The 12,489-nt window shown below is 29.0% G+C and carries 15 protein-coding genes and 1 tRNA gene; 7 read left to right on the forward strand and 9 right to left on the reverse strand.

Annotated features, from left to right (window positions below):
- A partial coding sequence (locus SVN78_05110) for an AAA family ATPase (protein MDY6820982.1) occupies window positions 1-1,871 on the reverse strand: 1,871 nt, incomplete at its 3' end.
- Window positions 1,868-2,926, reverse strand: coding sequence for a metallophosphoesterase (locus SVN78_05115; protein MDY6820983.1), 1,059 nt, complete (start codon window positions 2,924-2,926; stop codon window positions 1,868-1,870). The genes SVN78_05110 and SVN78_05115, both read right to left, overlap by 4 nt.
- Before the next feature lie 104 nt (window positions 2,927-3,030).
- Here SVN78_05115 and SVN78_05120 point away from each other — a divergent pair, with 104 nt between their 5' ends.
- The 3 genes from SVN78_05120 to SVN78_05130 are packed head-to-tail and all read left to right on the forward strand — an operon-like array spanning window position 3,031 to window position 5,012.
- Window positions 3,031-3,498, forward strand: coding sequence for a hypothetical protein (locus SVN78_05120; protein ID MDY6820984.1), 468 nt, complete (start codon window positions 3,031-3,033; stop codon window positions 3,496-3,498).
- 27 nt (window positions 3,499-3,525) lie between these two features.
- Window positions 3,526-4,419 (forward strand): 1,4-dihydroxy-2-naphthoate octaprenyltransferase, encoded by an 894-nt coding sequence (gene menA, locus SVN78_05125; protein MDY6820985.1) that lies wholly within the window; start codon window positions 3,526-3,528, stop codon window positions 4,417-4,419.
- Window positions 4,386-5,012, forward strand: coding sequence for a type II CAAX endopeptidase family protein (locus SVN78_05130; protein MDY6820986.1), 627 nt, complete (start codon window positions 4,386-4,388; stop codon window positions 5,010-5,012). Before menA ends, SVN78_05130 begins: the two co-directional genes overlap by 34 nt.
- A 13-nt stretch (window positions 5,013-5,025) precedes the next feature.
- Here SVN78_05130 and SVN78_05135 read toward each other — a convergent pair whose 3' ends face one another.
- Genes SVN78_05135 through SVN78_05155 form a run of 5 tightly spaced genes read right to left on the reverse strand, consistent with a single transcriptional unit; the run spans window position 5,026 to window position 8,774 of the window.
- Window positions 5,026-5,541, reverse strand: a complete 516-nt coding sequence (locus SVN78_05135; GenBank protein MDY6820987.1) for a Gx transporter family protein — start codon at window positions 5,539-5,541, stop codon at window positions 5,026-5,028.
- Entirely contained in the window at window positions 5,525-5,902 is a 378-nt protein-coding gene (locus SVN78_05140; GenBank protein MDY6820988.1) for a NusG domain II-containing protein, read from the reverse strand. Before SVN78_05140 ends, SVN78_05135 begins: the two co-directional genes overlap by 17 nt.
- The gene (locus SVN78_05145) at window positions 5,886-6,833 is read right to left on the reverse strand and encodes an FAD:protein FMN transferase (GenBank protein ID MDY6820989.1); all 948 of its coding nucleotides are present in this window, start codon (window positions 6,831-6,833) and stop codon (window positions 5,886-5,888) included. Before SVN78_05145 ends, SVN78_05140 begins: the two co-directional genes overlap by 17 nt.
- Window positions 6,803-7,792: an AmmeMemoRadiSam system radical SAM enzyme gene (amrS, locus tag SVN78_05150; GenBank protein ID MDY6820990.1), complete on the reverse strand. Its 990-nt coding sequence runs from the start codon at window positions 7,790-7,792 to the stop codon at window positions 6,803-6,805. Before amrS ends, SVN78_05145 begins: the two co-directional genes overlap by 31 nt.
- 1 nt (window position 7,793) lies before the next feature.
- Window positions 7,794-8,774 (reverse strand): polyprenyl synthetase family protein, encoded by a 981-nt coding sequence (locus SVN78_05155; GenBank protein ID MDY6820991.1) that lies wholly within the window; start codon window positions 8,772-8,774, stop codon window positions 7,794-7,796.
- 51 nt (window positions 8,775-8,825) lie between these two features.
- Between SVN78_05155 and SVN78_05160 the strand changes: the two genes are divergently transcribed.
- The 4 genes from SVN78_05160 to SVN78_05175 all read left to right on the forward strand — a co-directional run bounded on the left by SVN78_05160 (window position 8,826) and on the right by SVN78_05175 (window position 10,626).
- Window positions 8,826-9,488 (forward strand): hypothetical protein, encoded by a 663-nt coding sequence (locus SVN78_05160; protein MDY6820992.1) that lies wholly within the window; start codon window positions 8,826-8,828, stop codon window positions 9,486-9,488.
- An 11-nt stretch (window positions 9,489-9,499) separates the two neighbouring features.
- Window positions 9,500-9,877 (forward strand): Rid family detoxifying hydrolase, encoded by a 378-nt coding sequence (locus SVN78_05165; protein ID MDY6820993.1) that lies wholly within the window; start codon window positions 9,500-9,502, stop codon window positions 9,875-9,877.
- Between the two features lie 69 nt (window positions 9,878-9,946).
- Window positions 9,947-10,019 (forward strand) — tRNA-Gly (locus SVN78_05170).
- Window positions 10,020-10,059: 40 nt separating this feature from the next.
- Window positions 10,060-10,626 (forward strand): heme NO-binding domain-containing protein, encoded by a 567-nt coding sequence (locus SVN78_05175; protein ID MDY6820994.1) that lies wholly within the window; start codon window positions 10,060-10,062, stop codon window positions 10,624-10,626.
- A gap of 4 nt (window positions 10,627-10,630) precedes the next feature.
- Here SVN78_05175 and SVN78_05180 read toward each other — a convergent pair whose 3' ends face one another.
- Window positions 10,631-11,989, reverse strand: coding sequence for a sodium:alanine symporter family protein (locus SVN78_05180; protein ID MDY6820995.1), 1,359 nt, complete (start codon window positions 11,987-11,989; stop codon window positions 10,631-10,633).
- A gap of 45 nt (window positions 11,990-12,034) precedes the next feature.
- Window positions 12,035-12,489, reverse strand: a 455-nt coding sequence (locus SVN78_05185) for a CBS domain-containing protein (GenBank protein ID MDY6820996.1), incomplete at its 5' end; no start/stop codon positions are given.

Raw genomic sequence — 12,489 nt, forward strand, 5'->3', positions numbered from 1 at the left:
ATCTTTTCCTTCATATCCTTATTTTTATTTATAAATTTTATAATTTTATCTTTTATCACCTCAATATCTGTTAAGTAGTTGCAATATAGTATATCTTCACCCTCTATCTTTAAGATATCATTTGCTTGTCTCGTTATGTTATTTAATCTTTCATTCAATGTTTTTGTCTTTTCATTAAGGCTATCTAGCTGTTTTAAAAGAGTATCTTTTTTTGCTTTTAGCTGTAAAACTAGCTCTTCACTATAACTAACCCCTTTTGCTTTATCTCTATATTTCTTTAATTTCATAATTTCTTTATCCCAAAACTTTAAATTTTCTTCTAGATTGTTTGAGCTGCTATTTAAATAGCTATTGAGAATACTTTTTTGCTCAGCTAACTCTTTTTCGAGGGTTCTTTTTATATTTAATTTATCTTTGTAATCATCTATATTATCACAAGAATATTCAAATTTAATTTTTTCAACCTCTTCTTTAATATTATTTATTTTATTATCAGTATCTTTTATATCTTTATCTGCAGCCTTAATATACTCTATCAAGGCCTCTTTTTTGCTTGTAAGAGTGCCTATTTCATCATATTTTTGTCTATATATCTCATCAAATCTCTCAATATTTGCTCGTATGTCATCTATTTTTTTGCCGCCTAAACTGTATTTTGATAATTTTGTGTTTATATCATTAAATTTTGTCTCTAATTTTGCCTTTTCCTTTATAAGCCTAAATTTAAAAAATCCACAGGCAAAAGAGATTAACAAGAATATTATTAATAGTATTTGTATTATTAGAGAATCTTTTAATATTATACCAACAATAGAGATAGCTGAAATTATTGAAGATATAATTAAAGTATAAGTTATAAAACTATCTAACCTTTTTTTTATTGTAAAATTATTTTTTTCTTCATTATAACTTTTTATTTCAAATTTTATATTATCATCTATATCCTTCTTTTTTTCTTCTAAAATCCTCATCTCTTTACCCAAATTATCTAATATAGCAGTTGTTTCATCCAATTTTTTTTTATGATCCCTTAGTTCTTCTATTAATTTAGCTTTTGTTTCATTTAGTAAGGCTATATTTTTCTCATATTCAATCCATAACTGCATAATATTATCATTGTATATCTCCAAATTTTTAAGTTTTGCTAGTAAATAGTTAACCCTTTCAAAAGCCTTTTTTGTCTTTTCATACATTTCTCTGAGCCTTGCATATTCAAGCTCCTTAATTTTTTGCTCAATTTCATCGTGCTCTTCTTTTTTTGAAACCTTTTTTTCTTCAATATCAAAAAGATTGTTATCACTTGAGTATTTTTCTAACTCTTTGATATCTCTTTCTAAAAGTAAGTTAGCATTTTTAATTCTACTATTTAATTTTTCACCCTTTTTATCTCTAAATTCACCACTAGGGGTTAATTTGCCTATATTTAAAAGCTTTTCCTTAATAATTGATATATATTTAGTATTAAGTCCTGTTAATTTATCGGTGATATTAGTGTAAAACTCATCTTCCTTTGTTATTGTTAGGTCGCTATCTCTTATAATAAAGATATTGCGTAACTCATGATCTGTTAAATCTTTATGTTTTGTTAAGCTTCCCATATCTGGTAGCTTAATAATGTTACTATTATTCTTATTAGATATAGATTTTTCACATTTAATTATTAAATAGCCTTCTGGTTTTTCACTAACCCTATCTATTGATTCAAAATATTTTACTTTATTTGAACCAGTTAGTAACTTAACAATGGCATCTATTGTTAGTGTTTTACCACTTTCATTTAGACCAAAAAAAAGATTGAATTTTTGTAGATCCCTAATTGTTAACCCTTTAATAGGGCCATATCTTTGGATTGAAAATTCCTCAATAATCATAATGATATTTCCATCATAGCCTTAATTGCAAGCTTTGTAAGCTCTTTTTTATAATTCTCAGAATAATCCTTTTGTTTTAATTTTTCTTGAAAGGAATAAAAAAGTGAGTGTTCTAAAATTCTTGATATATCCTTAAATTCAAGCTCTTTTTCAACTATATTATTAGGCAATTCGTTAATCTCTTTTACTAATTGATCCTCTCTAATTTTTATTTTACTACTATTTATGTAGCCTTTCACCTTTAGTATAATCTTTGCATTTTTTCCTACCTTTGAAAGCCTTTCTTTTATTATATTAATTGGACTATTCTCATCAAATGGATCTAGTTCTATTTGAAGCTCTTCATAATAAGGTGTATCAACGGGATATTCTCTTGGTGGTTCATTAACATTAAATAAGTTAACCTTTCTAATCCCAATCTCTTTTTTAGTTATTGAGATTGGTGAGCCTGGATATACAAAATAGCCGCCATTATTTAATCTGTGGATATCAAATTTTGTGTGAAAATGGCCAGCTAATACATAGTTGATATTGAGATTATTAAAATATGATAATCTAACTGGCATATATCTTCTATCCTCTTCATCGCCTATATCATCTTTTTTAAAAAAAGCATCAACAAGCTCACCGTGATATATTAGAATATTAGTGCTATTTGGATCAATTTTCTTTGATAATAGATGCAGCTTATATATGACATCATTATTAGATGTATCAAAAGGCATTCCCCAGAGATAAATATCCTTATATATAAAGGGTTTTATATCCTTTAATATTATTACATTATCACCAAAATATAAGCCCTCTCTATAACATTTTTGGTCATGGTTGCCAGGTAGAATTAATGTATAAAAACTGCATTTGTTAAATAATTGACGTAATTTATCCCTTAATTTTTCAGCATTTGTTCCACTATCAAATAGATCACCACTTATTATAAATAAATCAACATTCTCATTTTTTGCAATATCAATTAGATGGGTTAAGGTGCTATACCTATCATCATTAAAATTTCTTATATGTAAATCAGCGGTATGTAATATTTTCACAGCCATATATAGTAATTAAATAACATAAAATAAGCTAAAAATTAATTGATAATTATATATTTTTAGAATATAAGATAATCAATAAAAAAAATAAATAATTGGGGGTTTCTATGAAGAGATTACTTATTTTTTTAATTATGGTAAATCTAATGTTTGTCTTAACAGGTTGTAACGAATCAAGTAAAAAGACTTATGAAAAACTAGTAGCTGAATCACAGGGTTTTAAAAAATTTGCTGATCAGTTTAAGCACTTTGATGGGAGCCTCTTAATGAGTCTTTTATATTTAGAGAATTTTTCAGAAGAAGATAAAAATGAATTTCAAGAAGAAGCTAAAGATTTGATACATTATGATTATCCAGTCTGTATTTATAATCATATTGTTGATAAATATGGCAAAAATAAACTTAAAAAACTATTTAATGATGAAGAGGCAATGAAAAATTATAATGTAGCTAAAGAAAAATATGATATATCCCTTAACAAATTGACTTTAGATACTTTTATAGCTTCCTATAGTTGTTCAGCTGAAATTGTCAATAAGTTAGAGGATAAGTATGAGAAGATTTTTGATGAATAAATTCTAGATTAACTATTTTGTAATTCAATGTATATAAAAAATATTAAAAACTATTTTATTGCTACAAGACCGTGGTCTTTTTCAATGAGTTTTATTTCTGTTATAATTGGTTCACTTTTAGCTCTTAGAAATGGCTCTATTTCAATATGTGCTTTAGTTTTGACCCTTATTGGTACAATTTTAGTTCACGCTGCATCAAATGTATTAAATGATTATTATGATACAAAATATAGCGTTGATACTCCTAAAGCCCCAACAGCTAAATATAGACCCCATCCCATCATTGAAGGCTATCTAAGTAAAAGAGAGGTATTATATGAGGCTATAATTTTATATGTGTTAGCATTTATAAGTGGCGTAATCTTAGCCGTATTTTATTCATACAAGATTATCTATATATGTATATTAGCACTATTAATAAGTATATTTTACACGGGTAAACCCATATCATTAAAATATAAAGCAACTGGTGAGTTAGCAGTTTTTGTAATATGGGGCCCGTTAATGGTTTCTGGAGCTTATCTTGTTCAAAGAGATATATTATCTATTGACGCAATTTTAATATCTATCCCCCAAGGGCTACTAGTAGCCCTTGTGCTATTTGCAAACAACGCAAGGGATATTGAATTTGATAGAGATAGAAAAATCAAGACATTAGGTATGGTTCAAGGCGGTCATAAAAATATTAAAATTTTTATAGGTTTTATTGCTTTAACATATATTTATACTCTATTACTTATTATTTTTAATGTTTTTTCTTTATTAGCTTTAATTATATTTTTATCTCTGCCATTTGCAATTAAGTTGTGTAAAGAGTTTAAAGAAGGTTTCCCTGATGCTGCAGATGCATTAACATCAAAATTAGTTGTTTTATATGGAGGTCTCTTGTGCATAGTGTTAGTTTTAGAAAAAATAATATAACTATATTGCTCATTGGTGTATTATTAGCTACATTGGGGTGGTATTTTGCATTTGGTGTATATGTTGGGGTTTTTTGGTATAAGCTAGCCATAACTATTATTGCGGTATCTTTGTTTGCTCTTTTTTTTATAAAAGTTTCATTAAAAATTAATTATAAATCACTTATAGAAGGGGTTATCTCTGCAGCTATTTTATATTTTATATTTTATATTGGCAATCTAGTTGCACCCTATATAGTTGGTCAGTCGGCGGCCCAAGTTAATATGATATATAGTTTAGGTGAGGGGACAAATAAATTATTTGTGTTTTTGTTGTTATTTTTTATAACCTCACCTGGCGAGGAATTATTTTGGAGAGCATTTCTGCAGGGTGGTTTAACTAAACACATTGGTGATAAAAAGGCTCTCGTTGTAAGTAGTTTAATCTATGGTTTTGTTCATATATTTTCATTAAATCTGATGTTAATATTATCTGCACTAGTTGCAGGTTTCTTCTGGGGCTTACAATATTATCTTAGAAAAGATATCACTGCAAATATTATTTCCCATGCAATATTTAGTTCGTTCATTTTTGCAGTTGTGCCTATAAGTTAGTATAAGCTTTGACTTATGAAGATAGTATTGTTTGCTCTAGTACTTTAAGAATTTTATATGTGATATATCCTGTAACTATACCTGAAAAGACAGATATTATACTGTAGTATGGAACTAAATATATAATGGCAGTGGTTTTAAGGTAGAGTGTTTTTATAACAAAAAATTGCATATTCATATGTATAAAGCCCCCAATGGCACCAATTGAGAGAGGAGTGGCTTTCTTAAGCAATTTATAGGATATAAACATGATTGTAGTAGCAACGACTGTGGCAGGTAAACTAATACTAAATTTTATTATAAGGTTACCAGTAAAGATTGATAGTATAATTGATTTTAGGAATGCTATATAGATGGATTTGCTAAAACCCAATATATATATTGAAAGCATTATTCCTATATTTGCAAGCCCCAATTTTACACCTGGCAAGGGCAATGGGATTAGGTTTTCTAAAAAACCTATAATTATTGTAAAGGCAGTCAAAATGCCCAAAATAGATATATTTTTATTACTATCTAATGATTGCATCTATATCACTATCCTTACATTCTATCTGTATTGCAACTTTGTTGGGAAGGCATATTGCTGATTCTCTACAATGTTCTATCCAACCTCTTTTTACACACAATTTAAGCGGGCAGTCAGATTTAACAATTCTAGCTTTTCTATTTTTTACTTCTATGGTCATATTTTTGTTATATTTGTCTAAATTAATTATTTTATTATCAAGGTTATATCTAATAATTCTATCATCTATGGTAACTTTAAGGTATGTCGGTTTGTTATATTTTATATGAGATATATATAAGAAGGGTGTTAGCGATAGAAGACAGAGAATTATAATAATTATAATATCGGTAAGGGTAAATATTTTAATGTATTTTTTCAAAATGCTGAAATCCGCAGAACTTATATGTTTTATTATCCATTGTGTAGACTAAAACTGAGGAATTGGTTTTTTTGCATAAAATGCCAATTTGATATAATGGTAGTAAATAGAATGCTGTAGCTAATCCATCGGCATATTTTGTACTTTTTGCAATAACAGATAAGCTTTTATAATTATCACAACTTTCTTTTGTTATACCATCAAATATATGGTTTATTTTTCTACCATTTTTGTAAAAAAATCGTCTATAATCTCCACTAGTAGCGATAGCTTTATTTTCTAAATTTATAATGCTTAGGAACTTTTTGTTGTCATATGGATTTTCTATAGCAATTCTCCATTTTCTATTGCCTTTACTTCCTATCGCATAAATATCACCACCAGCATTTATTAAAGCGCTATTAATATTTTTTTCTTTTAGAAAATCTTTTAACCTATCTACAATATATCCTTTTGTATAAGAGCTTGTATCTATTAATATATTTTCTTTTTTTATAATATAATTATCCTTTATAGTAAGATTTTTTAATGTGCTTATCTTTTTTGCAGCTGTTAAATCTTCTATATCTGGTATTTTATATGGTCCCTCTGGAAAACCATAGAGTGATGTTATGGTATAGATTGTTATATCAAAGTGTCCTCTTGTGAGATTGTAAAAATATTTAGCCTCCTTCAATAACTCTATAAAGGCTTTATCTACATATATTTTTGTATTAATTGGTGCACTATTAATCTTTTCTGTATTGCTATTTATAAATTTTTCTAATGAGGTTAGTTTAGATTCAATTTCCTCAAGAAGTTCTTTATCTCTAACAGGTATAGTGATATCAACTAAAGTGCCCAGTTTATAGTAACTTTTTGTAATATAATGATTGCTTTCGCAAGAAAATAAAACAATGACTATAATAAAATAGGTAATGTATTTCCACATTTTGGACATTTATTATCTTTAATATTAACTATTGTGTTATATCCTGAGCGTTTTATAACCTCAAAATTACATAAGGGGCAATATGTTGAAGCCGCATCATCGATCAATACATTGCCTATATATACATAATTTAAACATCTTTTGGCTATATTATAGAAATTCTTAAGAGTAGATATAGGTGTAGGTGGAATTGATAGTTTATGGTTAGGGAAGTATCTTGAAATATGTAGGGGTATATCTTTTGATAGAGAGCTAATCCACTTACACATCTCATAGAATTCATCAGGATTGTCGTTTTTAGTAGGTATTACTAAGTTAGTTAACTCCAAATGTTTATTATTTTTGTGTAATAATTCTATTGTCTGCAGAGTTGTTTCTAGATCTCCCTTTACCCATCTATAAAAATCATTGTTGAAAGCCTTTAAATCAACATTAGCTGCATCAATATAAGGCAAAAGCTTTTCTAAGGGCTCAGCATTTATACATCCATTTGTAACAAAGACGTTTTTAATATTATGATCATGCATATTTTTAGCAGCATCTAATATAAATTCATACCATATAAATGGTTCATTATAGGTATAGGCAATGCCTATACTGTTATGTGTTACAACAAGATTGGCAAGCTTTTCTATGGATATCTCTTCTGTAAACGCTTTTTTTGAGCTGATTTGCCAATTTTGACAAAAAGGACATTTTAGATTGCATCCAGTTGTGCCAATGGAAAGGATATTTTTAGAGGGAAAAAAGTGATAGAGGGGTTTTTTTTCAATTGGATCAATTGCTATAGATGTTATTTCACCATAGGTAGTTAAGTATAATTTTCCGTCAATATTTTTTCTAATTAAGCAATTACCAACATTATTAGGGTTTATAACACAACGGTGGGGGCACAACTCACACCTAACTATATTTTTTTCTAGATTTAGCTTCTTATAGAATATTGCTTCTCTCAACATCTTAGACTTCCCTTTTTGCGGCAAAATTAATCAAATATTCTAAACATTCTCTATAAATATTGTCAGGTAATTCTTTTATTAAATTATGAGCCTTAGCTATATATTTTTCAACATACTGATAGCACTTTTCTTTAATCTTGTACCCGCTAAGAAGCCTAACCACAGCTAAAAAATCTTCATCAAATATCCTATCCTTATAAAATATATCCTTAACTATGTTAATATCATCTTTTGACGCCTTTTCCCGTAAAATTAGAAGGGGTAGTGTCATTTTGCCTTCCCTTAGGTCTGTTCCTGTCTTTTTTCCTGTTTTTGATGGATCACCGAAATAATCTAATATATCGTCATTAATTTGGAATATTAAGCCAATAATTTTACCAAGCTCTTTTAAATATGGCCTAAAGTGAGTTTTTTTAGCAAAAATTGAGGCAATTTCACAACATGCAGACATAAGGACAGCCGTTTTAGAATAAATTATATCTAGATAGCTCTCTATTGGGAGTTCAAAATTGGCTGTCTTGACTAATTGAAAAATTTCGCCTTCACTCATTGTTTTTGCAGCATTTGCTAGAATTAGCTGTATATCACTATCACCATCTAAAACAAGATTAATGAATGCTCTAGAATATAAGAAATCACCACATAGTACTACTATGTCATTGCCATATTTGTTATTAGCACTTATTCTGCCTCGTCTATATTTAGCTCCGTCTATGATGTCGTCATGTAATAATGTTGCAGTGTGTATATATTCAATAACAGATGCGATTACATAGATTCTATTACTTGTATAATCAAGTAGTTTAGAGGAGAGAATTAAAAGAATAGGTCTTATTCTCTTTCCACCACTTTTTAAGGTATATGAGGCAACCTCATTTGCCATTATTACCTTAGAATCTAGGTGTTTATATAATTCACTGTCAACTTTCTCGAGATCTTCTTTTAACAAATTAATTATATTGCCAAGATTTTTTATTTCCATATTTTATAATTAATTATAAATTAAATAAATCTATATGTAAATTAGTTAGTTATGAAACATGCAGATATTGAGAATTATTATTTAACATATTTTAAGCTTTTTGATAGTTTAAATATATCTATTGGTCTTAGTAAAGCTGCCTTTGATCTTTCATTAAACAATGGCATAACTGCTATGTATCTTATTAAAAACGCTAGATATGAGAGGGTGTATGTATTTGATAAAAAATTAGTAGAGAATTTAAGTCAAATATATAAAATCAATATTAATGATAATATGTTAGAATCTATTAGAAGTGTTAAATTTGATTTAGCTATATCCTTAGCTGGTATTCTACACATGGAACCTTTTAATGATTTTATCATTGAAGTTCATAAATCCTTGAATGTAGGTGGAAAACTTATATTGGCAATCTATCCAGAGATATATGATGACAGTGGTAGGGATATAATGGGTGCCTTTGAGCAGAGAAAAATAGGCTATATTTATAGATATATTTTAAATGCAATTAAAAATATATTTAGTTATGTTAGCGAAACAAATGTAATTCAAGATGCTACAGTTAGCGAGATAAAGTATTTGCTATTAAATAGGGGTTATTTAAAATATATTGTTAATTCTAATATGGATAAATCTATTATTTTTAGATATATTGATAAAACTAACAAAAGATATTTTTTCTGTTGGAATATTATTGAGGCAATTAAATTATAGGGGGTTAATAATTGCAATATATTAATACAAAAGATGCGCCAGCAGCAATAGGTGCTTATTCACAGGCTGTTGATACTGGGAATATGTTATTTGTATCAGGACAGATACCCATTAATCCAAAAAGCGGCAAGATTGATAGTTTAGATATTAAAGGTCAAACTGAACAGGTACTTAGGAATCTATTTAATATTATAAAGGCTGCAAAGTATGGTTTAACAGATATAGCAAAGATCACAATATATATTACTGATATTAACAATTTTAATATAGTAAATAAGATATATGAAGACTATTTAGGTTCCCATAGGCCTGCACGTGCATTAGTTTCTGTAGATGCACTACCTAAGGGATCATTAATTGAAATAGATGCAATATGCTTTAGGCAGTAAAATACTAATTAGTAGTCTATACTAATTATATTGACATAATAATATAAGAAACTATAATTGATTCTACCTGCGGGCGTAGCTCATTAGGAAGAGCGTCAGCTTCCCAAGCTGAAGGTAGCGGGTTCGATCCCCGTCGCCCGCTTTTTGATTGATATCCTGTTATCTATCTATTATAATTTAGTATGCAAGGATTTTCCTATAATGCCACTAAAGAATTAATAATTAAATACTTTGGCAATAGGATATGGCAACGTGTTATAGATAATACAATTTTTAGTGAAGATAAAAAGATCGATGATGCTGAATATATTGATGATACAAAGGCATTAGAATTATTCAAAAATATCTGTAAGGAATTAAACATACATCTAGCAGAATTTTGGCTATTATTTGGTCAATATTGGGTTTTAGAATTCACGCAAAAGTATTATAAGTCTTTTTACGAAAGGAATAAAGATTTTTTATCTTTTATATATGATCTAAACAATATTCACAGGGAGATGTTTGATGAAATGGTTATAATGAGAAACCCCCCTGAATTTAATATTACCCGCAGTGGAAATAAGTTGGAATTATATTGTGAATCCATCGAGGATCTACTTGTTTACTCATCAAGCCTTGAGGTTAAGGATGTAACTGATATGCTCTATGGGATGGTTGTTTCCCTTGGTAAATACTACAATGAGTTTATAAGGGTTAAAAAGATAGGTAAAAATAGATTAGAAATAGAGCTCTTAGATCACAAATAAGAGATTATTTTCTCTCATTTAAATAGTATCTATTTGGCGTGTTAAAAAATTCTTCCTTAAGCTTCTTTGCCTTATTGCTTAATAAAAGAAGAGCAATCATATTTGGTATGATTGCCATAGCAAGCGCTAGATCAATTAAATTCCATATAAATCTTGCTGCACCAATTGCTCCAACAAAAGCAGATATCACATATACATATTTTATTATTTTTGCCCCTAAATCACCAAATAGAAATTCTGCCTGTTTTTCTCCATACCAAGACAAAACAATTATTGTTGAGATAACAAAAAATATTAGTGAAATAGTAACAATAAGACTACCATAGGGGCCAAAGAAGTTTTCAAAAGCAAGGGCAGTTAAACCTGATGTATTAGTTCTTGCAAATTCAGCTTTCCAAATGTCTGATGCTAAAATGACGTATGCTGTTGCTGTACATACTATTATTGTATCAACTAAAATACCCACCATTGCCCATAGGCCTTGTCTTGTTGGATGATCTGTTGTGGCTGTTGCATGTGCTATTGGAGCAGTTCCAACCCCAGCCTCATTTGAATAAGCTCCCCTTGCAGCACCCCACCTTATAACCTCTATTAGGGTAGCACCTGCAAAGCCTCCAATTGGGGCAACTGCAGTGAAGGCATTTTTAAATATTAGTGCTAGAACCTTGGGGAATTCCTCTATACTCATTATAAAAACTATGATTACACTTCCAATATAGATAATAGCCATAAAAGGGACAATCACTTCGGCAAAATGCCCAATTCTTTTAATTCCGCCTATTATAACAAGAGATACAATAAACATAATGATAAGGCCTGTTATATAAGGGGGTATATTAAAGGTAGAGAGGGCAGATCCTGCAATAGAGTTTCCCTGTATCATTACACTAGGTATAACCTCAATCATAAGTGCAGTTGAAAACCAGATAGCTAACCATTTCATTTTAAGGCCTCTTGTCATATAATACATAGGGCCACCGACATATTCATTTTTCTTATTTTTTGTTCTATAACAGACTGCCAATGCAGCTTCCGTAAATTTTGTAGCCATCCCAAATAGCGCTATAACCCACATCCAAAAAATTGCACCTGGTCCACCAAATACAATAGCAGCTGGAACGCCAATAATGTTTCCAGCACCTACTGTACAGGCAAGTGTTGAAGAGATTGCTTGAAAGGGTGTTACCGTACCTGTACCCTTTGGTTTTTTGTGTATACTAAAAAAGGTAGTTTTTAATATGTAGAAAAAATATCTAAATTGAAAAAAGTTAAGTTTAATTGTAAGAAAAATACCGCCAAAACTTAAAAGTAATATTAATGGGTAACCCCACAATATCTGTGAGAATTTATATAATATATCCATAAAGATTACCTATTTATAACTAGTTTCTATTTTAATAATTTTGGATTAAAATTCAAGTCTTGCGGTATTTTCTTGTTCTAATGAAATTTTATTATAGTAAGAAATTATATCTTTTCTTGTTATTATGCCTAATAATTTTCTCTCTTTTAGATTATTAACAACAGGCAATATCTCTTCATTTGAGAAACTCATTATCTTTATTGCATGAGCTATGCTGTCATTTGGTGCAACTGGGGGTATTTTTTTATCGCACAATTCACCTGCAACAACAATATCCACTAGTCCTTCTTCAAACACAAATTGTCTAATCTCTTCATATTTAAGTACACCTATTAATATATTTTCCTCATTTACAACGGGGAAACAATTGTGCTTAGTTGTGGATATGTAGTTTATAATCTCACTAAATTTCATATTCTCATTTATTACCTGAGGATCTGTCAGCATTATATCCTGCACCTTAAAGTCCTCTAAAACATTTAGAAAGTATTCCTCCCTAT

Source organism: Deferribacterota bacterium (genome assembly GCA_034189185.1).
Classification (GTDB): Bacteria; Chrysiogenota; Deferribacteres; order Deferribacterales; family UBA228; genus UBA228.